The organism is Gardnerella sp. KA00255 (assembly GCF_049244095.1).
Taxonomy (GTDB): Bacteria; Actinomycetota; Actinomycetes; order Actinomycetales; family Bifidobacteriaceae; genus Bifidobacterium; species Bifidobacterium vaginale_F.
In genome coordinates, this window is record NZ_CP058374.1 from 1,244,507 (window position 1) to 1,268,061 (window position 23,555).

The 23,555-nt window shown below is 39.0% G+C and carries 19 protein-coding genes and 1 pseudogene; 15 read left to right on the forward strand and 5 right to left on the reverse strand.

Annotated elements, in window-relative coordinates:
* Nucleotides 1-4: 4 nt before the first annotated feature.
* Nucleotides 5-778, reverse strand: coding sequence for an SIR2 family NAD-dependent protein deacylase (locus tag HXT51_RS05000; RefSeq protein ID WP_421776313.1), 774 nt, complete (start codon nucleotides 776-778; stop codon nucleotides 5-7).
* Nucleotides 779-1,076: 298 nt separating this feature from the next.
* Here HXT51_RS05000 and HXT51_RS05005 point away from each other — a divergent pair, with 298 nt between their 5' ends.
* The 8 genes from HXT51_RS05005 (at nucleotide 1,077) to HXT51_RS05040 (ending at nucleotide 8,636) form a co-directional block, all read left to right on the forward strand.
* Complete coding sequence (locus HXT51_RS05005) at nucleotides 1,077-2,414, forward strand: ATP-binding protein (protein ID WP_421776314.1); 1,338 nt, start codon at nucleotides 1,077-1,079, stop codon at nucleotides 2,412-2,414.
* A gap of 194 nt (nucleotides 2,415-2,608) precedes the next feature.
* Nucleotides 2,609-3,259, forward strand: coding sequence for a response regulator (locus tag HXT51_RS05010; protein ID WP_421776315.1), 651 nt, complete (start codon nucleotides 2,609-2,611; stop codon nucleotides 3,257-3,259).
* 554 nt (nucleotides 3,260-3,813) lie between these two features.
* A complete protein-coding gene (locus HXT51_RS05015) occupies nucleotides 3,814-4,449 on the forward strand; it encodes a hypothetical protein (protein ID WP_415706405.1) in 636 nt (211 codons plus the stop codon).
* Between the two features lie 420 nt (nucleotides 4,450-4,869).
* Entirely contained in the window at nucleotides 4,870-5,262 is a 393-nt protein-coding gene (locus HXT51_RS05020; RefSeq protein WP_421776316.1) for a hypothetical protein, read from the forward strand.
* 17 nt (nucleotides 5,263-5,279) lie between these two features.
* Nucleotides 5,280-6,182, forward strand: coding sequence for an efflux RND transporter periplasmic adaptor subunit (locus tag HXT51_RS05025; RefSeq protein ID WP_421776317.1), 903 nt, complete (start codon nucleotides 5,280-5,282; stop codon nucleotides 6,180-6,182).
* Nucleotides 6,179-6,889 (forward strand): ABC transporter ATP-binding protein, encoded by a 711-nt coding sequence (locus tag HXT51_RS05030; RefSeq protein WP_421776318.1) that lies wholly within the window; start codon nucleotides 6,179-6,181, stop codon nucleotides 6,887-6,889. The genes HXT51_RS05025 and HXT51_RS05030 overlap by 4 nt, the downstream gene beginning before the upstream one ends.
* Nucleotides 6,873-8,084 (forward strand): ABC transporter permease, encoded by a 1,212-nt coding sequence (locus HXT51_RS05035; protein ID WP_421776319.1) that lies wholly within the window; start codon nucleotides 6,873-6,875, stop codon nucleotides 8,082-8,084. Before HXT51_RS05030 ends, HXT51_RS05035 begins: the two co-directional genes overlap by 17 nt.
* A gap of 27 nt (nucleotides 8,085-8,111) precedes the next feature.
* On the forward strand, nucleotides 8,112-8,636 hold the full coding sequence (locus HXT51_RS05040) for a hypothetical protein (RefSeq protein WP_421776320.1): 525 nt from the start codon (nucleotides 8,112-8,114) through the stop codon (nucleotides 8,634-8,636).
* 44 nt (nucleotides 8,637-8,680) lie between these two features.
* Here HXT51_RS05040 and HXT51_RS05045 read toward each other — a convergent pair whose 3' ends face one another.
* Both HXT51_RS05045 and HXT51_RS05050 read right to left on the reverse strand, forming a co-directional pair.
* The gene (locus HXT51_RS05045; protein WP_421776321.1) at nucleotides 8,681-9,955 is read right to left on the reverse strand and encodes an MFS transporter; all 1,275 of its coding nucleotides are present in this window, start codon (nucleotides 9,953-9,955) and stop codon (nucleotides 8,681-8,683) included.
* Nucleotides 9,956-10,600: 645 nt separating this feature from the next.
* Complete coding sequence (locus HXT51_RS05050) at nucleotides 10,601-12,031, reverse strand: ATP-binding protein (protein WP_421776322.1); 1,431 nt, start codon at nucleotides 12,029-12,031, stop codon at nucleotides 10,601-10,603.
* A gap of 694 nt (nucleotides 12,032-12,725) precedes the next feature.
* On the opposite strand from HXT51_RS05050, the pseudogene HXT51_RS05055 reads away from it, so the two are divergent.
* The 6 genes and pseudogenes from HXT51_RS05055 to HXT51_RS05080 form a co-directional block, all read left to right on the forward strand.
* Nucleotides 12,726-13,682, forward strand: a pseudogene (locus tag HXT51_RS05055) (alpha-amylase family glycosyl hydrolase); the annotation flags it as partial.
* A 984-nt stretch (nucleotides 13,683-14,666) separates the two neighbouring features.
* The gene (locus tag HXT51_RS05060; RefSeq protein ID WP_415692476.1) at nucleotides 14,667-15,938 is read left to right on the forward strand and encodes an ABC transporter substrate-binding protein; all 1,272 of its coding nucleotides are present in this window, start codon (nucleotides 14,667-14,669) and stop codon (nucleotides 15,936-15,938) included.
* 84 nt (nucleotides 15,939-16,022) lie between these two features.
* A complete protein-coding gene (locus tag HXT51_RS05065) occupies nucleotides 16,023-16,928 on the forward strand; it encodes a carbohydrate ABC transporter permease (RefSeq protein WP_415692475.1) in 906 nt (301 codons plus the stop codon).
* Nucleotides 16,928-17,749, forward strand: a complete 822-nt coding sequence (locus HXT51_RS05070; RefSeq protein ID WP_415692474.1) for a carbohydrate ABC transporter permease — start codon at nucleotides 16,928-16,930, stop codon at nucleotides 17,747-17,749. The genes HXT51_RS05065 and HXT51_RS05070 overlap by 1 nt, the downstream gene beginning before the upstream one ends.
* 32 nt (nucleotides 17,750-17,781) lie before the next feature.
* A complete protein-coding gene (locus tag HXT51_RS05075; RefSeq protein ID WP_415692473.1) occupies nucleotides 17,782-19,161 on the forward strand; it encodes a glycoside hydrolase family 13 protein in 1,380 nt (459 codons plus the stop codon).
* A 29-nt stretch (nucleotides 19,162-19,190) separates the two neighbouring features.
* Nucleotides 19,191-20,249, forward strand: a complete 1,059-nt coding sequence (locus HXT51_RS05080; RefSeq protein WP_421776323.1) for a LacI family DNA-binding transcriptional regulator — start codon at nucleotides 19,191-19,193, stop codon at nucleotides 20,247-20,249.
* Between the two features lie 115 nt (nucleotides 20,250-20,364).
* Here HXT51_RS05080 and HXT51_RS05085 read toward each other — a convergent pair whose 3' ends face one another.
* Complete coding sequence (locus tag HXT51_RS05085) at nucleotides 20,365-21,903, reverse strand: aminotransferase class I/II-fold pyridoxal phosphate-dependent enzyme (RefSeq protein WP_421776324.1); 1,539 nt, start codon at nucleotides 21,901-21,903, stop codon at nucleotides 20,365-20,367.
* A 387-nt stretch (nucleotides 21,904-22,290) separates the two neighbouring features.
* On the opposite strand from HXT51_RS05085, the gene HXT51_RS05090 reads away from it, so the two are divergent.
* The gene (locus HXT51_RS05090; RefSeq protein ID WP_103085130.1) at nucleotides 22,291-22,557 is read left to right on the forward strand and encodes a hypothetical protein; all 267 of its coding nucleotides are present in this window, start codon (nucleotides 22,291-22,293) and stop codon (nucleotides 22,555-22,557) included.
* 3 nt (nucleotides 22,558-22,560) lie between these two features.
* On the opposite strand, the gene HXT51_RS05095 is transcribed toward HXT51_RS05090, so the two are convergent.
* Nucleotides 22,561-23,367: a nitroreductase family protein gene (locus HXT51_RS05095; RefSeq protein ID WP_415706395.1), complete on the reverse strand. Its 807-nt coding sequence runs from the start codon at nucleotides 23,365-23,367 to the stop codon at nucleotides 22,561-22,563.
* Between the last annotated feature and the right edge of the window lie 188 nt (nucleotides 23,368-23,555).

Here is a 23,555-nt window from a genome sequence, read left to right on the forward strand (position 1 = left end):
ATAGTCACTTTGCAATCGTTTCGTCTACTAACTTTGGCAGAGCTTTCGCAATATCTTCGCGAATAATACGCTCTGCCAAGTAGTCGTATTGCGTAGCGCCAAGATTCATTATTGTGATTGGCACTCCTGCACGCGCTGCTAGTGGTACAAGACTTGCTGCTGGGAATACTTCTAGCGTGGAGCCAATAACCCACAATTCATCTGCATTTACAATTGCTTGCGCACTGCGTTCCATAGCGCCTTCAGGAAGTGCTTCTCCAAAATAAACAACGTCTGTTTTAATCAGACCATTGCAAGGCATATTGCTACGGTACGGCAGAGCGCGCCTGCAATGCGGATCTGGATGTTCGTCTAAGTCGCGCATAATATCGGCAGTTTTATAGCTCGCGTGACAGCTCATGCAGTGCGAAGTTCCAATACTACCGTGCAAATTCACTATGATGTCTGGGTTGTTTCCAGCTTTTTCGTGAAGCGCGTCAAAATTTTGAGTGGCTATAAGGTCAAGCATTCCGGCCTTCTCAAGTTTTACAAGCGCTTTATGTGCTGTTCCCGGCTGAGCGTTCCAAACAGGCGACTCTTTTTGCCATCGCCAAGAGTAAATGCGTTCCTCTTCACTGCTTAAAAACGCGTCTATGTCGTAAACACTCATTTGCTCTGGGTGCTTAGTCCATACGCCGTCTGGACCGCGAAAATCAGGAATGCCAGCGCTAGTTGAAATGCCTGCTCCGGTAAGAACTACTATGTGGTGATTGTGACCTTTGCTGTTTTTGTTAGTCATTTCTTTCTCCTGCTATTACTTTATTTCTAATAGTATATGCTTTATAACAGTTTCTCACAGCTAATACTTTGTTTTTGCGATTTGTTTTTGTGAGTTGTTCGTGAGTTGTTTGCGAGTTGTTCGTGAGTTGGCATTATTCCTTGTGAATCGTCACTATTTTTTGAGTCTATCTCGCAAAACCCAAAGTACTTTGGAAAATATCAGATAGAATTGCCAAATATGCCCTATTTTCGCTAAGTCTATCTTGCAAAACCCAAAGTACTTTGCTAAATTGAAGATAGAAGTGGAAGGAAAAGGAATGCGAATGATTTTCAATCGTCAAAGGTACATAAAGAAACTTAACCAGCTGAGTTGGAATGGCTTGGTTAAAATCATTACTGGTGTGCGCAGAGCAGGAAAGTCGTTCATTCTTAACGAGCTGTTCTATAATTCTCTTATTTCTCAAGGTGTTTTGCAGAATAATATTATTCGGTTCGCATTTGATGCAGACGAAGATATTGATCGTCTTGAGCCATTCGCAAATGGCGAGCCAGTAAAAATCGCAGATAAAAAACTTGGTTACATTATCAATGCTAAAGTGTTCCGTCGCTACATTGCGTCGCAAATAAATGATAGCGACAAGTTTTACATTTTCCTCGACGAAGTGCAATTTCTTGACAATTTTGTTGGAACACTTAACAGTTACTTAAGGCACGCAAATTTAGACATATATGTTACTGGATCTAACTCCCGTTTTCTTTCATCAGACATTGTTACTGAATTTAAGGGGAGAAGCACAGAAGTTCACGTTCAACCACTTACTTTTGCCGAATACATGGAAAGTTCTAGCAAAACGATTTCAGAATCTTGGGCAGATTACATTGTTACTGGCGGAATACCGCTTGTAGCTAAAATGCAAAATGTTGAGGAACAAATAAAATATCTTGAAAATCTTGTTAAAGAAACTTATTTAAAAGATGTAGTTCAGCGAAACGGAGTGCGAAAAGAGCATGCGCTTTCTGAAACGTTGCAAGTAGTAGCTTCGTCAATAGGCGCTCCTGTTAATCCAAGGAAACTTTCTAACACGTTTATTAGCCACGGATATGGAGAAATTACTTCAGAAACTGTTAGTCGTTTCATAGACTACTACAGTGATGCTTTTCTTGTAAGCAAAGCTCAAAAGTACAATATTAAGGGCAAAAAATACATTGATTCCTTGTTCAAAATTTACTTTGAAGACATTGGAGTACGTAACGCTTTACTTAATTTTAGGCAAATCGAAGAGTCGCATATTATGGAAAATGTTATATACAACGAGTTAAGGTATCGCGGATATAACGTAGATATTGGCGAAATGAATATTGCTGAAAATACTGGTCGAAAAGATAAAAATAACCATGATATTTATGCGCAAAAATCTTTGGAAATAGATTTTATCGCTACTTTGGGAAGTGAAAAATATTATATACAATCTGCGCTCGCTATGACGACGGAAGAAAAATCATTGCAAGAAAAGCGCTCGCTTTACTATATTGATAATTCTTTCAAAAAGATAGTAGTTACGAAAAATGGGTTGCATGCTACAAGAGATAATCGTGGAGTAATCACCATGGATCTATTCGATTTTTTGCTTAACGAGGATAGTCTTAATCGGTGAAGATTTAGGGAATAAATAAGTATTTGTTGTTAAAAGTGTCTTCGGAATCTTTATATGGTTAATCTTGTTTATTGTCAAGCAGATGCATATATAAATTTTGAGAATATTACTACTATAGTGGATTATATTTTTATGTTTTTATAGACACGGTGTTTGCTTACAATTTTAAATATTGCAGTTTTCAAAGGAGTGATATGGCAAAGCAGATTGCTGTCGGAATTATTGACGATGATTCTTTTTGTTTACGCGGTATTAAAACCTATATTGAGAAAATCGTTCCATCTTGTCATATTTGCTGGTTGTCTACTTCTTATGAGAAAGCATTATCACTTTGTGCGGAAAAATGTCCTGACGTATTGTTGATAGATATGTATATGGCTGGAGTTTCTGGAACCAGGATATTGTATGAATTACGACGAAGATATGAGCGTCCAATCATCATTGCTATCACTTCGTTTCCTATTAAAGATTATGCATTAACAGCATCCGTAGCAGGTGCTCAGTGCATCGTTGGCAAGAATCACCCAAAAATAATTTGTGACATGCTCGATGATATTAGTAACGGAATATTCTGCCCACAGAAAATAAATAATATTCATTTTGATGATGCTATGGTAGCATTCCAAAGATTACAAAATAAGCCGAAAGTTGGTATTCTTGCATTAACAAATCATGAACAAGAAATTGTTAAACTATGCGTGCAAGGCATGACAAATGCACAAATAGCGAAGAAATTATTTGTTGAAATTGGCACCGTTGAGACAATTCTTCGTCGTGTATGTAAGAAGATGGGTACTCTCAACCGTGCACAACTAATTGCTGCTTGGTTACATGATGAATATTAAGGGTGTGGGGATCAATGGCGCTTTCATTATTGCGAAGTTTACGCGAAAAGTTTGTTGGCAATAAAACATTACTGTTTTTGAGTTGTATAACCAGTGTAATGGATGCATATTGCTGTGCCAACGCTAATAACATTTCGACAATATCTAAGTTACTATATATTACACTCGTGGTTATAAATTTATTAATTTGGGTATCGCCACGTTTAATGAGTATTTGCTATGTTTTGTTGCATCTATGCATCTCTATTATTCCGATGATTTACGCTCCTGTAGTAACGTTTGGATTTGTTTTTACTTTCACTTATATTGCTTATGTATATTCTCTTCGGCTTACAATTCAATTACTTTTAGTTTCATATATATTACAGTGTTTTTGTTATTACTACTACCCAACTACGTCATCTTTTAAATTATTTTTTATTTATGTTTTAATGAGTGCTTTTTGTGCTTCCTTAGGTGTGATTCTGCGTATCCAACATAAGAAAATTATTTTGCGTGAACAAGAACATCAGATTGTTCACAATCTACAATTGGCAGTGTGCATGCATAATCATATGACTAATAAAATTGCTGATCTTATCCTGAACATTGAGATAGCGCTACTTGACACATCTCTTTCTGAGGAACAACGAGCTTCTTTTGAAGAAATGAAGACTTTAGCGAATCAGGCCTTTGAAGAAGGCCATCGCATTATTGACTTACTTCATAATAATGGAATATTGCAAGATGTTCGTACTGAATTTATACAGCGCATTAACTATGTTATTAAGAAAAATGACGCGCTCAATAAAACATGTGGATTGCATGGGGAATCTGTGTGTAGAATATTCGACGATGATATTGACTCAGATATGAGTTGCGAGGCTATTCGTGAAGTTCTTGATTTAATTGATGAATTGTATATTAATACACGCAAACATGCCACGTTGTGGTATAGAATGAGCTTTTCTGTAGAAAGGGAACAAATTGTCATTAGACAGTTCAACATGTGTTCTTCATTTAATAAGCAGGAAACTGTTACTCGTCCAGTTTCTAAAAAAGGACTTCAGCTCCATCGTGATATTATAAAACAGTTGGGCGGTTCTATGAGTATTCATAGTTTTAGCAGATATTGGGAATGCACTGCTATTATTCCAACTAGAGCAAGAGTTGCTGATGGTAAATTTAACACATACCAAGAGCATGCATGAATATAGGACAATACACATTTCTGTCTTTAATTTGGTTAATTTGGTTTATTGTATTGATATTTGCCATTTGTGTTGTTGTTGTTCCACCATTTGTGAACAAGAATAATAGGATGAAACAGAGAGATAAAGCTGTTTTTGACATAGTAACTATCCTCTTTTTAAAATAAATAAAGGTTGTTAACGTGTACACTTTTTGTTCTAACACATATTTTTTACTGAAAAGTAGTATTTTCAGTTATATCTTGTGATTATCTTATCGATACATAGCTTTACCTGTAAAATATTTGTCTTGGTTTTCATATACAAGGTCTTGGAGTGCAATTTCTCCTTAAGATAAGCTTAATCAAAAGTGAGTTGTTATTAATAAAGAAAGTTTTTTGGTAACAATTCATAAAATAAATAGTTAACAAGGAGGTTATTATGAAATCTTTCAAAAAAGTAGTGATTGCGTCTATATCAGGTGTATTACTTATTTTTGGGGCGGCTAATATTGCTCATGCTGATACAGCTTATGTGTCAGGTCAACTTAACACATCTGGCGCTCTTGTAAAATACGATTATACAAGAACTCATCAGTTTACTGGACCAATTAGTTTACATATTACAGATATGCCCTCTGGAGTTCTTCGTTTAGGTTTGCGTAATATGAAAAAATCTGGTGGTCCACAATTCGGTGATTCATTACAGTGGAATCGAACAGGCACTAAAGCATGGGATGATATTTTAGTAGGAACTAGATTCGCATTCCAAGGTAGAATGCTAGCTTTTGGAATTTTTCTTGATAATACTTGGGGTGGAGATTTAACATATTAAATCAGGAACTTTGTGTTATGCGTAAGTTTACGAAAGTATTCTTGTTAGCTGCTCTGCCAGCGTGTTTGCTTACTGCATGCGCTGGTAGAGCAGTTGATAATAGTCAGCAGCAGGCATCACATGATTCAGTTCCACTTGTTTCAGTCAAAAAACAGCCTTTAACGCAAGTTGTGTCGGGTAAAGCAGCAATAGAACAATCGTCTACCTTTGTTATCGCTGCTGTAAGTAGAGGGAATTTTTCTCCATCGGTAAAAGCAGGAAGTGCTGTAAAAGCTGGAAGTATTTTAGGCTACAATGCTGGTAACAAAATTATTGCTCCCGTAGACGCTAAAATTGTGTCAGTAGCTGAATCATCTGCGGACGTGCCTAAATCTTTCCCGCTATTCACCCTTAAATATGAAGGCTTTTCAATAAGCCTTAACGCAAAAGCTTTACTTCGTTCTGCAGATATTGCAGATGTTAAAGGTCGCTTCCAAGTTGAAGATGGTGTTGGACCAACCAATTGTTTGCAAATAGTACAAAGCGGTGGAACTTCTACCGATGTTGCAGCCTCGGGTAGTAGCAAGAATGATAATGCTGATTCAACTGAAACGGCTGAATCTAGTGAGCAAAGTACACCTAGTGTATCGTCAAAAGTTTTAACGTGTTTAATAGATAAAAGCACAGAAGTAGAATCAGGCCAAAATGCGACGCTTGTTTTTAATGGCAAGCATAAACAATCGGTTTTAACTCTGCCTGTTAGTGCGGTTGCTGGAAGAGTTCAAAAAGGCTTAGTTTCATACAAGAAAGGCGATAATTGGGAGCGTAAAGAAGTTGGTCTTGGAATCAGTGACGGCGCTAATATTGAAATTACGTCTGGCTTGCATGAGGGTGATGTTGTAGCAGGTGTTTCTCCTGATCTCATTCCAGGAGTGCAATGATTATGGAGAACAATCCTGTTCCACTGGTTGAACTACAAGACGTGTCAGCGCGTGTGAAACTAGGCAATGGCGAATGGCTTACCACTGTTAATTCTTCTTCTATGCTACTTAATCAAGGTGAAACATACGCGGTAGTTGGCAGGTCTGGATCTGGCAAAACGAGTCTTATTTCTATTATTGGATTTTTGAATAAAAATTTTACTGGAAAATACTATTATTCTGGCAAGTCAATCCAAAAGTGTAGTGATGCTACAGTATCGCATATGCGCGCTCGAAATATTGGTTTTGTTTTTCAAAACTATTCTCTCATTAAGCATTTAAGTATTAGAGAAAATGTTGAATTGCCGCTTTTGTACGCAGGACTACAACAAAGCAAGCAGACAAGAAGAAAAACGATAGAAGAAGCATTATGTGCTGTTGGATTGCAAGATAAACTAAACGAATACCCTGGAAGGCTATCAGGCGGTGAACAGCAGAGAGTCGCGATAGCGCGCGCTCTCGTTACTAATCCCGAATTACTTATTTGCGATGAGCCAACTGGTGCGCTCGATAGTAGTACGGGAGAAAAAGTGCTTCAAGTGTTGCATGATCGTGTTCAAGAATCTGGAACAACATTACTATTAGTCACTCATGATATGAAAGTGGCTCGTTCTTGCTCTCACATTTTTACTATGGAAGGCGGTGTTCTTTATGATCATGCTGCTTAAAGATTTGCGCCTGTCTCCTATGAGATCCTTCCTCACAGGTTTTTCAATGTTTATCGGCATCGTTACCGTTATTGCGTCAGTGCTTATCGGCACGGTTGGTAAGGACTGTCTTATTGCAACTAACGAACAGCTAAACGGTCGTAGACCAACATACGAGATTACTTTTTCAGCACAAAATTTTGACGAATATTCAGTATTTAATAAATTTCTAAATCGCATTGAATCTTCAAATCGTAACGCTAACGTTATGCTACAACCAAACACTGGACTACTGTTTAGCGCTTCTATGCCAGCTTTGAAGAGCGTAAAAATAAGCAAAGAATATAAAACCAGCAATCTTCAATATGTTGACGCTGTTTACACTACGGCAGGATACAACAAAGTTTATAACTTACCTATTGTAAGTGGAAGATGGTTTAGTAATAGCGCTAAAAGCAACGCATTAGAAATGGTAGTAAACCAATCTGCTAGCAAAAGATACAAGATTGGTGAAGTAGCATTTATTACTTCTCGCAAAACAACACAAATGAGTCCTATAAGGATTGTTGGAGTTGTGAACGATGGCGTAGACTCAGCAAAAGTATACGTGAATATTCTAGGCTTGTTGCGTTACGCTCCAACTCTTTGGGAATATTCTGAAAAAGAAGCTCAAGGCTCAATCTACTGGTTAAATAAGGAAAATCGTTCTCAAAAATCAATTAAATCTTATGTTTCAGACGCTCTCTACGACTGTTGTGGTGGGCAAGTAAACGAAATTAGAAGACATGATAATAGTGATGATTACGAGAATGTTATAACAGTATTGCAATTAAGTTTTGCTATCGTAGCAGCATTATTGCTTTTTGTTTCCGCGCTAGGTTTAATCAATATTGGTTTAGCATCGTTGGAGCAGCGCACACATGAACTGCTTATACGCAGAGCTTTGGGTGCTACTAGATGGTCGATTGCTTCACTCGTGTTAGGCAGTGCGATTATTTTAGCACTAATAGTTTCGATTGCTGCCGTCGCTGTTTCTTTTGCTCTTGTGTCTATTGCATCAAGTTTTTGGGATGCAGCAAGCCCAGTTAGTCCGCCAGTTTACCCATATGAAGCCGCTATTGGAGCTGTTATTTCGGCTTTCATTACAGCGCTTGCTGGAAGTGTGGTGCCGGCAATAAAAGCATCGCGTTTACAACCAGCATTAGCATTGCGTTAATTTTCAAAAAATAAGAAAGAAGGAATAATGAATAATCATACTATTGGTAAAGCAACTCTTATTATTGGTGTTCTTAGTGCGCTTCTTATGTTTAATGCGTGTGGAGGAGTAGGCAACAATAATGCGAGTGGTATGGGTGGCGCGCGCTCGCAAAATAGTTCGCCGAGAGAGATTGTTGATTTTGCTCATATAGAGAAGGAATATCAGGAATCTGTGGAAAAGCTTAGTTGGCCTAAAAAATATAAAGCTCCTGCAAACTTGGTTGGAGAAGAAAAAGACGGTCAGTTCCAGAGTGGATATGGTGATACGCAAGCATCTAATTATTATCAGTGTGCTTGGGAACGGCAATGGCTAGACACGTATGCTAGTGATGAGCAAGCGGCAAGTAAAGCTTTGCATGAGCTTGAAAAAGTGCCTAGCATGCCGTTTATGGGTCCAGATCGTTGTGATGATGCAACGCGAAACTTTTTCAAAGAGCACATGCGTAAAGCAAAACTTGGAGATCCATCAGGATTCCAACAGGATGTGCAAGCTAATTGTCCTGTGATGTAATTGCATTTGTATGGATTTGTTGTGCTGTCGCGCTAAATAGCTTGTTACATGCTTCTTTTTACCCATGTTGATGGTGTCCAATAATCTTTGGTAAGCATTGATGGGTATGTTTGTTTACGAGCTTGAATAATCCATAAGGCTATACCTGTTGAAACAAGTATTACGCAAGCTGCAATCATTATGAATAATGATGAATTTAGATTTCCCCATGCTAGTACGCTTGCATACCCAACGATAATGCCGCATTGCTCCATAATAGAAGTAAAAGTAGTAGTCGCGCCGAGAATGTGTGTTGGTATGCCGTCGAGAAGAGCTGTTTGCCCATAGACAATAGTTGCGTCAAAAATAATACCTGCAATGAAAGCAGAGCAAAGAAAAAGAGCAATCCAATTATTAAGTGCGAAAATAAGTAAAGGAATAGAAAGGAATCCAGGTAATAAAATAGAGTATAAAATCTCATAGTGCAGCACAATATATTTGCATAATAGCGAACCCACGATCATGCCAATGTTAAATATGCTGACTATTGAACCCCACGTGGATGCCGAATGAAAAAGCGTGAGACAATGGTGTGCTCCCATTAGTCTGAATGCGGCAAGCCATGATCCAGATTGTAATGCGGATACTACTCCTAAGACTATTAGCCATGGTGTAGATTTCATATAGTGTAGAGAAGCTGCAAAACCAGCAGTTTTATTGCTTCCTGTATTGCTTCCTGTTTTCGTATTGTTTGCGCTATTTTGTGATTGCTGGCTTAGATTAACTAACAGTAGAGGTAATGCCGCCAGTATCATCACAATAGCAATGCTCGTAAAGAAAATGAGAGGATTGCATATATCAACAAATATGCCAGTAATCGCAGGTGCGGCAAGTCTGCTGAGATTAATCCACATGCGCATGCTTGCTAAAAATTTGGTTTTTTCGCCAGTCGGTACGCTATATGCCATTAATACTTTTTGATTAGGCGAAGAAAATGCAGTAAAGAACCCGAATATTATGCCGAGTAGCGTAACCATAATAGAAATAAGATTATGCTGTGCTACTAAAGCGAAACCATATCCAGCACACAACAAGGCAAAACAGAACGTTAGCGCTATAAACAATCTAGTTGGTGGATATTTATCTGCGATAATGCCGCCAAGCGGTGCTGCTATGCAGGTCATAAGCGCTACGGATACCGCGTTAAGCGCTGCGTGAGATAAGTCAACATGCATTAAAAGATATAGACTCACGCCAAATCTACAGCTCGTTAAAAGAAAAGCATTAAGCGATAAAACGGCAATAATAAGAGTCGTGCGAATTCGTGCCGCGGCGTTCATTTCCTTCTCTTTTTTTTTCTTTCATGTTATGAATGTCTTTCATATTCTGAATGATATGTGTCTCTTGATATGTACACCTTTTTCTGGACTGCGAGTGAAATGAGTGTTTTATTGCTGTGTTTTACTCTTAACTACTCTTAACTACTCTTAACTACTTCGGAGTACTCCGAAGTACTCCGAACTACTCCGAACTACTCCGAACTACTCTTAACTACTCCGAAATACTCCGAAGTGTGCTGAGCCTTACTCTTGTATAGCTTTGTTGGGCTTTCTTTGTGTTTATTGCTGTGTTTTACTCTTAACTACTCTTAACTACTCTTAACTACTCTTAACTGTGCTGAGCCCTACTCTTGTATAGCTTTGTTGGGTTTTTGCTGTGTTTGTTGCTGTGTTTTACTCTTAACTACTCTTAACTACTCTTAACTACTCTTAACTGTGCTGAGCCTTACTCTTGTATAGCTTTGTTGGGTTTTTGCTGTGTTTGTTGCTGTGTTTTACTCTTAACTACTCTTAACTACTCTTAACTACTCTTAACTGTGCTGAGCCCTACTCTTGTATAGCTTTGTTGGGTTTTTGCTGTGTTTGTTGCTGTGTTTTACTCTTAACTACTCTTAACTACTCTTAACTGTTTTCTCTGTGCTTGATCTAATCTTTTATGCGTGCATAATATTGCTTAGGGTCAAGTTTAGAGTTTCCATGCCACAGTAGAGCGTGTTTATTAGCAAGTCCACGTAATAATTTTCGCGCTGTAGCTTCGCTCATATTAATAAGATTTGCAGCTGTTTTTACGGTAATTCGATCATTGCTATATGAATATGCGAGAATTTTTCGCTCGTTCTCATTGAACTCGCCATTATTTAGTTTTTCCTCTAACTCATTTATATGATCGTCCACACGCATTTGACGCGAAGCATAGTTATTTTCTAACGTCAGCAATAAAGAGTAAGGATTTGGCTGGCTGTATTGAGGATCATTGAGATAAAATTCCGCCATTTCCTCATAAATTCTATTAATTCCTTCATTGAGTTCTCGAACCCAGCCGAAGTTAACTAATGCGCGAGCAATACGAGGATTCCTAGCGTAGCGTGTATGTCGCATATTCTCTAATGTAACAATATCTGGCAAGGAACCAGGACTGAATATCTCGAATCGATCGTCAAACATGCTGACGCGAATATAATCGCCTCTTAATGAATAATCGCGATGTGCTACTGCGTTAACAATTCCTTCAAACCAAGCAAATTCTGGATATTCTGGTACGACTTTGAATCTTCCGTCGTCTCCAAGATATTCAAATTCGCGCAATTGCGCTCGTATAGCTGTTTGTGATTGGCGAATAATTGTTGGAATCGGTCCGTCAAAGGTTTGATCTTTAACAATATTCATTCGTGCGCCAGTCTCACGATGGGTTCCTTCATATCGCAGGAATCTCAGACGAGCTTGTGGGAAATAATAGCTTGGATTTTTGCCAAACATTAAAATTGATGCGGCAGTTAGTTGACCTTGATGCATAAATCCGCGAGCTTCTAATACTTGCTTATTAGGTAAATGTTCGCAATTAAGTTGTTTTTTATATTCATTCAACAGTTGTTCATCAAGATCTGCCAGGTTAGCGTCTGGAATTAGATTATCTTCGAATAATCTTTCGCCTTTAGCATACTCTAATTGCTTAATTTGAGAGTAATTTTGTTTGACGCTTTTATCTCCAATTCTTAAATAAACTTCTTCACTTCGATTTTTAATAAGTTTATTTTTTGAGCAATCAATATGAATGATAAATAATGCATTTTTGCCATCTTCGGATTCATATTCTAACTTGCTGTAATCGATTGAAGGTTGACCAATGATATCTTGTTGGATCGCTAGTTCGTATTCGTCTAAAGAATGAGCCTCCGTATAATTTGTGCCAGATAATTCGCCATTATCATCGATGCCGATAGCTAATGTGCCTCCGTCTGCGTTGGCAAAGGCAATGACGTGTTTTAGTATATCTTTAGGCTTTATACGAGCACTTTTACGATCAAAATACTGACCTTCTTTCAGGTCTTTAATCTCTTCAATCTTGTACTCTTCCATTGTTCCGCCTTAAATATCGAAGCATTACTGCGCGATTTTTATACGAATAATTCTTGTGATTACTATATCAAAGGAAGGATATAGAGAGTGTTAGTATTTCAATGATTTGACTGGAATGTCATGCGTAAATTAATGGTATTTATAGTGCGCTATTAAGTACATTGTTGTTTTACTCTTAAGTACTCTTAACTACTCCGAAATACTCCGAAGTGTGCTTAGCCCTACTCTCGTATAGCTTTGTTGGGTTTTTGCTGTGTTTGTTGCTGTGTTTTACTCCGAAGTACTCCGAACTACTCCGAAATACCCTTAACTACTCCGAAATGTACTTACTTTGCGCTTTGTTGTTTGTGTTGTGATTTGCATCGCTGCGGCTTGCAAGCAAGATGCATAAATAATTACTGGCGATAGTAGGAGAGGAAGGTGGAGAGTTTGCCCATTGCGTCGCGAAGCGTTTGCAAGCGCGGCAAGTAGATAACATGTAATTATTTTAAGGGATTGACGTTTGTTCAACAATGTAGTAAATTGATTTACAAGAGTTTAGCATCACGGTTCAAAGGAGACTGAAATGAACTCTCGAGTAATGAAGTTTAGCGCATTTATTCGTAGGATTTTATTTTTTATAGTTTCATTTTTTATTAGTGTAATATTACTTTTTAATTCATCTAGTTCTGCTTTTGCGAACACTGCTCATAGTATGCGACCATTGGAAGAAGGTGATGTTATCTATCAAGTCTTAGTTGATAGATTTGCGGATGGTGATTCATCCAACAATGATTTTGGTCATGGTGAATATAACCCTAATGATTTAGGTTTTTATCATGGTGGCGACTGGAAAGGTCTAACTAATCATTTGGACTATATAGCAGGGCTGGGTGTTACTGCAATTTGGATCTCTCCTGTGTCTGAGCAAGAACCGTTGTCAAAAGATGGTAAAGAAGCAAGCTATCATGGTTACTTTACTAAAAATTTTGCAACACCAAATAAACATTTTGGTAGTAAAGCTGATTTGCAAAGGCTTATTAATGAAGCTCATAATCGTGGATTAAAGATGATTCTCGATGTTGTGACAAATCACACGTCAGACTATCTTGATGCTTATGCTCGTAAATATAATGGGGCATATCATCCAGAAGGGTTTTTGAATAATCCAACATTTTATCATCATTTTGGTGATTGCAAATTCGATAATACTGAATCGCAGTCTGATATAGAGCAATGTGATCTTGGTGGTTTAGATGATCTTGATCAGTCTAATCCGCAGGTTTCTAAATATCTTATTAAGACATATAAAGATTGGATTGATATGGGTTTCGATGGAATGAGAGTAGATGCTGCTCGTTCTATTCCGAAATCTTGGTTAAAGAAATTTGAGAAAGAAGTTGGGGTTCCATCATTTGGAGAAATATTTGTTGGCGATGTTGATTATGTTGCTGATTACCAAAACTACGAATGGGGTGCATTAGATTTTCCTTATTTCTTCACTGTGCGTAGAACTTTTTCAGCAGACACGGATATGCGTGACTTAGGGAAACTATTTTCGCAGGATACGAAATATAGGAATCCAAACCAATTAGAGACATTTATTGATAATCATGACAGAGCAAGGTTCTTGACTTGGGCAAATGATGATTATCAACGTTTACGTTCTGCCTTGTCGTTTATGATGACTACTCGCGGTTTGCCAATTATTTATTATGGCACTGAACAGGCTGATGACGGTAATGGCAATGGTTCAGAAGTCCCTATTGCAAATAAGGATAATCGTAAAGATATGAAATCGTTTAACACTAAATCTCCGTTATACCAGCATATTAAACGATTAACAGAGATTCGTCGTAAACACACCTCATTGAGGACAGGTCGTCAACTTGAGATGTGGTCTGCCAAAGATGTGTATGCTTTCTCTCGTATGGCCAAGGATAATAGCGATGAGGTTATCACAGTTGCTCATAATACTTGGGGTGAAAAGATGGTTACTATACCTCTTAGAGCAGAAAGTCATATCTCTGTAGGAACTGTTTTGACAGATATGATGAATACGAATCGTAAGGCAACTGTTGTGCCAGGAGGAGTAACTGGTAAACAGATTAAGGTGCTGTTATCTTCGCATGATGTCGCTATTTTTGCCAAAGAGACATCTACTTCTGAGTATCACCCAGTTCGTCGGAATCTTACGAAAATTATGGTTCACGCGAATGTTCCTTTAGGTCATTCGCTAACTGTAAGAGGAGATACTTATCCACTTTCTTGGAATTATGGTCGTGCATGTCATTATTTGGGTAATGACATATGGGAATTTGAAATGGAGAGAATACCTAAAGGTAAAAAGTTCCAATTTAAGGCATTGCTTGATGACAAACAGTGGGCATCTAAAGATAATGTCTTCGGAGTTGGAGGGGAGGAGGTAGAAACAAGTGTGCATTTTTAATTTGGTGCCTGTGTGAACATGACATGTAGATTTATATGAGCCAGTGTTTGCGGCAATTAAAAAATTGTTTGCTTGTTATGTAGTCATACAACAAAGAATAAAAAAATTATTAGTTTGTTTTCTGATGCTTTAGAGAATAGTTCGTCATCCATTTTCTAAATGCAAAATGAGTGCAAGTTAACACATGCAGATAAAAAGAAGGTTACAATGAAGAAACTTACAAAAATATGTGCACTGATTGGTGCTGCTGCAATGATTATTAGCGTAGGTGCGTGCGGTAGTACAAAATCGTCCGACGCTAATGGTGCAACATCGCTTACCATTTGGCATTATTGGGATGGCGCTAATGCTGATACCTTTGATGCAATGGTGAAGGATTTTAATGCTTCGCATAAAAATATTAAGATTAAAACTGCGAGCGTCCCGAATTCTGATTTTATGACGAAGCTTCGTGCATCGGCTTCGTCGAAGAGCTTGCCAGATATTTCTATAAGTGATTTGGTATGGGTGCCACAGATTGCAAAAATGGGCAATTTGACTGATCTTTCTAAGGTTATCAGCTCGAAAACGCTCGATGATGTGACTCCTGCATTGATTGACTATGGTCATATTGACGGTAAACAAATTTCTGTGCCAGTGACTGCCAATAATCTTGCGTATATGTACAACAAGGACGTTTATAAAGAAGCTGGGTTAGATCCTAACAAACCACCACAAACATGGGATGAGTTGAAGAAAGTTGCAAAGACAATCAAGGAAAAGACGGGCAAGCCAGGGTATGATTTGCTCACTCAAGCAGGAGATAACGGCGAAGGTTTAACTTGGAACTTCCAGGTCAACTTGTGGCAAGCTGGCGGCGAATTCTTGACGAAGGATAATTCTAAGGCTGCATTCAATACGCCAGAAGGCAAGAAGGCTATGAACTTCTGGATGGATCTTATCAAGAGCGGTGTGAGCCCATATGCTAAGTGGGGCGAATTTGAAAAGGGCAAGGGTGGTTCTGCTCAGGAAGGCAGCTGGATGGTTGGCATCTGGGCGCCAGATCCACCATTTGATTTCGGTGTAGCGAAAGCTCCTCATCCAAAGGATGGCAAGGAAGCAACCAATCTCGGTGGTGAACAAGCAATCGTCTTCCATAATTCTGACGCTCGTGCCAAGGCTGCTGGCGAATTCTTGAACTGGTTCTTGCAGCCAGAACAGGTGATTAAGTGGTCGCAAAAGACTGGCATGCTTCCTGTAACGAAGAGTGTTGCAAAGTCTGATAAGTATTTGGATTGGGTTAAGAAGGAACAGCCTCGTTTAATTCCGTTTGTGGAACAAATGGAGATTGCTCATACACGTCCAAATACGCCATTATATCCAAAGATTTCCTTTGAATTTGCAAAGGCTGTGGAGAAGGCTTTCGCTGGAGAGCAGAGTGTTGACGAAGCGCTTGCGAATGCTGAAAAGGCAGTAAACGACGTGATTGCCAAAGGCTGATTGCATAAATACTGTGCCGATAGCTGGGTCGAATGAAATAAAGTTGGCTCAGCTATCGGAGTTCTTTGCATCAAGGAGTATGTAATGAAAAAACGTCATTTTCTCAAGTCTGTGCACAGGCGCTACCAGAAAGATCAGGTAATTTGTGCTGCGGTATTCTTGTTTCCAGCAGTGCTTATTATTGGTGGTTTCGTGCTGTACCCTGTGTTGTCTGCTGTATATATTTCACTAACATCGTGGGATGGATTCTCTCCGGAAAAGAAATTTATTGGCTTGGGAAACTATGCTCGTCTTTTCCAAGATCCTGAGTTTTTCAACAGCTTAATGGTAACAATTATTTATGCTGCTGGTGTATGTGTATTAAGTGTGCTGACTGGGTTATTGCTCGCACTTTTGCTTGATGCACCTATACGAGGTAGGAGTATTTATCGTAGTATTTACTTCCTTCCAGTGGTTACATCTTCTGTAGCTGCAGCCATTGTGTGGAAATATATGCTTGATTCTTCTGGATTTGTGAACAGTGTGTTGATGAAATTCAATATACACGGACCAGATTGGTTGCAAAATCGCTGGCTTGCGCTTATTGCATTAATTCTTTTGACCGTGTGGAAAAACATTGGATTTAACGCTATTTTGTATTTAACTGCATTGCAAGCATTGCCAAAAAGCGTATATGAAGCGGCTGCATTAGATGGAGCTACTGGCTGGCAAAAATTATGGAAGATTACTTTCCCATTGCTGTCTCCAATGACGTTTTTTGTAGTAGTTCAGGCATTAGTAACGAGCTTCCAATCCTTCGACCTTGCATACATGCTCACAGGTGGCGGGCCTCGCGGAGGAACGGAAGTGCTTGGCATGATGATGTATCGTGATGCGTTCAAACTTGGTGATTTTGGCTATGGAACAGCAATAGCGTTCATTACGCTTGCGCTAGTGCTAGGCGTGACTATGATTCAATGGAAAGTTTCTGGAGCACAAGGAGAAGAATAATGAAATCATCATTATGGTCGCGTTTGGCGCGTCATGCGATTCTGATTTTAGGTTCAGCAACAGTAATCATTCCATTTTTGTGGATGTTCACTACTTCTTTGCAAATGCGTGCTGAAACATACACGAATACTTCAATTTTTCCTACATCATGGCACTGGGAAAACTATATTCACGCGTGGCAAGCGGCACCGTTTGCGCAATATTACTGGAATACGCTATTGATGACAGTAGGAATTGTTGTAGGACATTTAATATTGGATGCCTTTGCTGCCTACGCTTTTGCGCGTTTAGAATTTCCTTTGAAGAAAACAATATTCATTCTGCTGCTTTCTGCATTGATGATTCCTAATTTTGTGATTGTTATTCCTTCCTATGAGATAGTCGCTAATTTGGGGTGGGTTGATACGCTGTATGCTTTGGTTGTTCCTAGACTTGCAGATGTGTTTGGCATTATTTTACTTCGCCAATATTTTGCAACAATTCCTAGAGATCTTGATGATGCAGCGCGCATTGACGGTTGTGGCAGGTTCGGAATATTCTTCAAACTGATCGTTCCATTGTCATACCCAGCGTTTGCGACGCTTGGTATTTTCAGTTTTCTCTTTGCGTGGAATGATTTCCTTTGGCCGTTATTGGTTACGAATACGGATGAAACTCGTACAATCCAGATTGGTTTATCATCCTTCGTGGGGCGTTATGGAACCTCTTGGAATTATTTGATGGCAGGAACTTTGACTGCAACAATACCAAGTATCATTGTGTTCCTTTTCTTCCAACGTGCGCTCGTTAGAGGAATTGCAAATACGGGTATGAAAGATTAGAAATTGTAGAAATATTAAGGATGGGGTTTATTATGCCTATACCACAGTGGTTGCCTGATGCAAGATTTTATCAGATTTTTCCTGATCGTTTCTATCGTTCTGAAGGCTACGGTATGCTAACTGAAGGTCATGTGCCGCTTGATTCATGGGATGCTGAGCCTACGCGTGAGAATTTCTTAGGCGGTAATATTGCTGGAATTACAGAAAAACTTGATTATATTCATGATTTAGGGTGCAACGCGCTCTATTTGAATCCAATTTTTTCTGCTGCAACAAATCATCGTTATGATGCAAACGATTATTTCAAAATCGATCCACTCTTAGGAACTCTTGAAGATTTTCATACATTGGTAGATGAAGCGCATAAGCGGAATATACGTATAGTACTAGATGCAGTTTTAAATCATTGTGGTAAAACTCATTGGATGTTTCAAGATGTTGTTAAAAATGAAGAGAATTCAGAATATGTTAATTATTTTTCAGTGAAAAACTTTCCAGTTAAGTCATTGCCTGTGCCTAATTATAAAACCTGTTCTGGTTGTGAATATCTACCGAAGTGGAATGTGTTTAATCCAAAGGTGCGTGAGCATCATTTTAATGTTGCAAGATATTGGATTGATCAAGGTATTGATGGTTATCGTCTTGATGTTCCATATTTTATTTATCCAGAATTTTGGCAGGACTTTAGGCAAGTTGTTAAAGCAAAAAATTCGGAATTATGTTTGATAGCTGAAGAATGGAGAGACCCTGCTCAATGGTTGCAAGGAGACACTACCGATAGCACAATGAATTATACTCTGCGTGATTTGATTTTAGGTTTTACTGCGACAAAGCGATTCAATGCATACGATTTTGTTGACGGTATTAACCGTTTGCAGGAGCGAATACCGTATGGTTATCACCATGGAATGATGAATTTGTTGGGTAGTCACGATACGGAGCGTGTTTTAACTGCGCATCAAAATAATACTGAGGATTGCATAACCGCGTACTATTGCATGTTTGCCTGCGAAGGTGCTCCAATGATTTATTACGGTGATGAGCTTGGTATGGTTGGCGATAATGATCCAGGGTGCCGTTCTGGTATGCAGTGGGATAGTCTTGATACAAATGCTGAAATATTCCGTACAATTGTTCAATTAAATGCATTGCGGCGTGATCATATTGCGTTGCGAAGAGGCACACAAAGTTGTTACGCTGTTGACGAAGATACTGTCATTATTTCGCGAGAGCATAAGGAAGAATCTCTTTTGATGATTATTTCACGTAATAATTTGGTAGAATATAATTCATCGAAGCTGCCTCAACAATTGCAAAATCATAATTGGCGAATTATAAATGGTGTAACTGTTGGAGATAGTTGGCGCCCGAATAAAGATAATTCTATGATCGTATTGCAAGCTCAACAGTAAAAATAATGTAGAAGTAAGAAGTGTGAAGCATGGGAAAGAAAATTACAATGCAGGATATTGCTGACGCGGCGCATGTCTCTAAATCTGCTGTCTCCTTTGCGTATAATACTCCTGATCGCTTATCATCAGAAACTGTAGAACACATATTTTCAGTTGCAAAGGAACTAGGATATGTGCGTAATCCTGTTGCTTATATGCTGCGAACTCAAAAGACAAATAGTTTGGGATTGTTACTACCACAGCAATTAGGGCGAGTGTTAGAAAATCCATACTATTCGGAATTTATTCAGGGTATTGGGCAAATCTGTGAGCGAGAGGGATTGACACTTCTTTTAGTGCCCCCACTTCGTAATTCTATGTTAAAAGCAATTCCTTATGCTGCAGTTGACGGTTTTATAGTAACTGGTTTAGAAGAAGATCGTGGTGAAGTTGAAGCTCTTATGCAGCAAGGAAAGCCATTTGTTATTGTTGACAGTGAGGTGCATAGTCAGGCTCCAAGTATCAATATTGATGAGACGCGCGCTATGAAGGAATTAACTGAGCATCTTATTTCATTAGGTCATCGCAATTTTGTGGTGATTTCTCCAGAATCAGGCGATGATGATGGGTATCTTTCTTGGCATGGAACAATTCGTCGTCGTATTGATGGTGTGGTTTCTGCTTTAGAAGAGAATGGAATAGCTCCACTGGTTGATAAAGAAAATGTTATTGAAGTGCCATGTACTCGTACTGGAGGAGAAGAAGCTTTTTCACAAATAAAACAAAATAATTCTGTATTCCCAACTGCGTTCATCTGCTTTAGTGATGTTATTGCGTTTGGAGTAATGGATGCTGCTAGACAGTCTGGTTTGCAAATCCCACGCGATATTTCTGTTACAGGTTTTGATGATTTAGATGAGTCTGCATGTAGTAATCCACCGTTGACAACAGTTAAACAGCCTGTTACAACTAAAGGACGTTTAGCTGCTGAATATATAGTAGAGACTTTGAATGCTGGGTATGAACGAGCATCATCACATCATGTATGTTTACCTATTACTGTGCTGCTGCGTGAGTCAATTGGTCCAGCAGCATCTATACGAGAATAGGCTGCGTAGTAAATACTTTGATTCCTTCCTCCTATGAAAAATATAGTGCCACGTTAAGTTTTTTTAGCGTGGCACTATATGCATAATTCTTTTGTTTATATAAAAATTATTTTTTCTACTGGCGATAGTAGGAGAGGAAGCTGGAGAGTTTGCCCATTGCGTCGCGAAGCGTTTGCAAGCGCGGCAAGTAGACTACGCGGAAGTAGCCTGGAGTCTGCCAATTAAAGCCTTTTCCGTGCACAATCAGCAACTTCTGATCGCGCAGCAAATCAAGCGCAAACTGTTCGTCGTCGTGAATGTTGTAGCGAGCAGGATCGAGCTTTACAAACATGTAGAAAGCAGCGTCTGGCCGCTCAACGCTTACGCCATCCATCTCCTGAAGTGCGTTATAGCAATACTCGCGCTGCTCATACACGCGTCCGCCCGGCTCCAAATACTTCTTAACGCTCTGGTATCCGCCCAAAGCAGTTTGAATAATCGACTGCGCAGGAACGTTCGAGCACAAGCGCATATTAGACAGCATGTTAAGTCCCATAATGTAGTCGCGAGCCTTGGATTTATCTCCCGAAAGACTCATCCAACCAATACGGAAGCCAGCAATCATATGCGATTTAGAAAGTCCGCTAAAAGTTACGCAGAACACGTCTGGAGCAAGAGAAGCAATCGAAATATGCTTCTTTCCATCCATAACAAGACGGTCGTAAATCTCGTCCGCAAAAATAATCAAATTAAACTCGCGCGCAATCTTAACAATCTCTTCCAAAACTTCGCGACTATACAGCACGCCCGTAGGATTATTCGGGTTAATAATCACGATCGCTTTAGTGCGAGGAGTGATTTTAGAGCGAATATCGGCAATATCTGGGTACCAATGCGACTTTTCGTCACACATGTAGTGCACAGGAGTGCCGCCAGCCAAGCTCGCGCACGCAGTCCACAGAGGATAGTCTGGGCTTGGAATAAGAATCTCGTCGCCGCAATCAAGCAGTGCTTGCATAGAAAGATTAATCAGCTCGGAAACACCGTTGCCAGTGTAAATATCTTCCATTTGCACGCCTGGAATGCCCTTAAGCTGATCGTATTGCATAATCGCCTTGCGCGCAGAGAAAAGTCCGCGACTATCCGAGTAGCCTTCGCAGTCAATAAGCTGCTGCTGCATGTCGTAAATCACTTCGTCTGGAGCGCGGAATCCAAAAGGCGCAGGATTTCCAATGTTGAGCTTTAGAATATGCGTTCCGTTTGCTTCCATGCGGTTTGCTTCTTCAACAACCGGGCCGCGAACATCGTAAAGCACGTGCTCAAGTTTGCTTGATTTGTTGAAATTGCGATGCTTGAGTGTTTCGGAAAGTTGTTCTTCTGTAAGCTGCGGCTGATCTAATTGTGATTCTTCTGAAGACTGGCAGTTTTGCTCGGTTTTTGCGCAGGAATGCCCACCTTTGATTACATTTTCATTATCATTGACGCTGATTCCAAGAATTTCGGCAAGCATGTTACGCACGTCTTTGCGAGGCTCAGTTTTGCCGCTTAAATACTGGCTTAACTGGCTTTTGCCAAGTTTATGGCCGTTTTTTGCTGCAAGCTCGATTACGTCAATCTGCTTATAGCCTTGTGTTTTCATAGCTTTCTTAAGCTCGTCAGCAAAATTCTGTGCCATAATCTGTCTTTCTTATAGAAGCCCGTAAAATCAACATTTATAAATTGAACAAACTGAGAACAAATTGAGAATAAACTAATAATAAAGTTCACAATAAAGTTCAAAGTATAAGTATTAAATTGAATTATTTGCCCAATATTACTCATAGGAGCCAGATTTGTACAGTAGTTTTCAAAAAATTGAATCTTAGTCGAATTTTAGTTAAGTTTGAATTGAATTTTGGTTAATTGATTGAACTAAAAGACACTAAATTGAACTTATTGTGATTTCTTATTTTGATTTATTTGAATACGATTTTGCGCAATCTGTAGTCTTGTAATGCTTTTATTACTAGGTTTGAATGCTTTTGTTAACATGTTTACTTGCGCATTTTGCTGTAGTGATACCATGAATTACATGTATTTCTTTACTCCGCGCAGATGTGAATCTACTCAAAAAATAATGTATACAAATAAAGGGCAGGCTCTTATTGCAGCGGATAAAAGTCTTAGAGAGCGTGGAGCGCAACTTTGGGTTTACAAATGCGAATATTGCAGTTGCTGGCATTTAACTCATTCAAATCCTGCAATTCGCAAATATTACGATACGCGCTCGCGTTTTGAAACAACCAAGCCAAAATCAAGAAAACGCGGATACAAACCTCGGCAAAGGTAGGAATCAGATTTTGAACGTAAAGCCTTGTTTGTTTAATTGCGTTTCGCAACTATGGTTTTTAGCGCCAGAATCCACGGAAAGCTTCACGATTTGAGCACTGAACGCGTCAACTGGCTTGTCTGCATTGCGCAAATCGTAGTATTCGTGAACTCTTTCGTCGAATTCAGCTAGTTTTTCAATTAAAGAATCATCGCTGCTCGGATATTCGTTTTCAAAGAATTGCATGCTGGAATCCATGCGAGGCTTCAGTTCTGGGGATTGATCAGGTTTGCCTATTGCAAGTCCTAGTACTGGATACGTGTATTTTGGCAATTTCAAAAGTTCAATTAGTTCAGAAATATTATTCAAAATTGAACCAAGAATTACGCATCCGAGTCCAAGTGATTCTGCTGCTGTTTCCATAGCGTGAAGTGCAAGAATGGCATCGTTTTGCGATTGAGAGAATCGATATCCTGTTTTAAGAGTGAAATTGTCGCCATCTACGTCTATGCCATTTTTACGTGCGATTACAGAATTTCTGTGCTGATCGATAACGAATACGTATAGGAGTGGAGTAGTAGCAATATAAGATTGATGTCCAATTTCTGAAAGCTTTTGCTTTATTTCAGGATTAGTGATTTTAATCGCGGACCAGTCGTTTAAAAACTGGCTGCAAGCGGCGCGCTGAGCCACAGATTCAAGAGTTTTAACAATTTGTGGGTCAATCGGCTCATTTTTAAAAGCGCGTATAGAACGACGATTAAGAAGCGTATTAATAGTATGGTTATTTGCTAATTCGCGTTCTTGAATTGAACTTTCTTCTAATATCATTGAACTTTCTTTTGACGCTTCAATTTGGCAATCTGATAAGTTCTGTGTTTGGTTTTGATTTTGATTTTGCATATTACTTCACGATTGTTTTCGTAGTCGGATTTATTTTCTTACAATATATTTTTATTTTTGCAACATATTAGTCAAAATGCAATCGTATAAGCCAGAATCGTTATAAAATAAAAGCT

Bases quoted from the DNA above. Each gene is read 5' to 3' on its own strand.
- HXT51_RS05000 (WP_421776313.1), bottom strand. From the start codon at position 778: ATGACTAACAAAAACAGCAAAGGTCACAATCACCACATAGTAGTTCTT.
- HXT51_RS05005 (WP_421776314.1), top strand. From the start codon at position 1,077: ATGCGAATGATTTTCAATCGTCAAAGGTACATAAAGAAACTTAACCAG.
- HXT51_RS05010 (WP_421776315.1), top strand. From the start codon at position 2,609: ATGGCAAAGCAGATTGCTGTCGGAATTATTGACGATGATTCTTTTTGT.
- HXT51_RS05015 (WP_415706405.1), top strand. From the start codon at position 3,814: ATGACTAATAAAATTGCTGATCTTATCCTGAACATTGAGATAGCGCTA.
- HXT51_RS05020 (WP_421776316.1), top strand. From the start codon at position 4,870: ATGAAATCTTTCAAAAAAGTAGTGATTGCGTCTATATCAGGTGTATTA.
- HXT51_RS05025 (WP_421776317.1), top strand. From the start codon at position 5,280: ATGCGTAAGTTTACGAAAGTATTCTTGTTAGCTGCTCTGCCAGCGTGT.
- HXT51_RS05030 (WP_421776318.1), top strand. From the start codon at position 6,179: ATGATTATGGAGAACAATCCTGTTCCACTGGTTGAACTACAAGACGTG.
- HXT51_RS05035 (WP_421776319.1), top strand. From the start codon at position 6,873: ATGATCATGCTGCTTAAAGATTTGCGCCTGTCTCCTATGAGATCCTTC.
- HXT51_RS05040 (WP_421776320.1), top strand. From the start codon at position 8,112: ATGAATAATCATACTATTGGTAAAGCAACTCTTATTATTGGTGTTCTT.
- HXT51_RS05045 (WP_421776321.1), bottom strand. From the start codon at position 9,955: ATGAACGCCGCGGCACGAATTCGCACGACTCTTATTATTGCCGTTTTA.
- HXT51_RS05050 (WP_421776322.1), bottom strand. From the start codon at position 12,031: ATGGAAGAGTACAAGATTGAAGAGATTAAAGACCTGAAAGAAGGTCAG.
- HXT51_RS05060 (WP_415692476.1), top strand. From the start codon at position 14,667: ATGAAGAAACTTACAAAAATATGTGCACTGATTGGTGCTGCTGCAATG.
- HXT51_RS05065 (WP_415692475.1), top strand. From the start codon at position 16,023: ATGAAAAAACGTCATTTTCTCAAGTCTGTGCACAGGCGCTACCAGAAA.
- HXT51_RS05070 (WP_415692474.1), top strand. From the start codon at position 16,928: ATGAAATCATCATTATGGTCGCGTTTGGCGCGTCATGCGATTCTGATT.
- HXT51_RS05075 (WP_415692473.1), top strand. From the start codon at position 17,782: ATGCCTATACCACAGTGGTTGCCTGATGCAAGATTTTATCAGATTTTT.
- HXT51_RS05080 (WP_421776323.1), top strand. From the start codon at position 19,191: ATGGGAAAGAAAATTACAATGCAGGATATTGCTGACGCGGCGCATGTC.
- HXT51_RS05085 (WP_421776324.1), bottom strand. From the start codon at position 21,903: ATGGCACAGAATTTTGCTGACGAGCTTAAGAAAGCTATGAAAACACAA.
- HXT51_RS05090 (WP_103085130.1), top strand. From the start codon at position 22,291: ATGAATTACATGTATTTCTTTACTCCGCGCAGATGTGAATCTACTCAA.
- HXT51_RS05095 (WP_415706395.1), bottom strand. From the start codon at position 23,367: ATGATATTAGAAGAAAGTTCAATTCAAGAACGCGAATTAGCAAATAAC.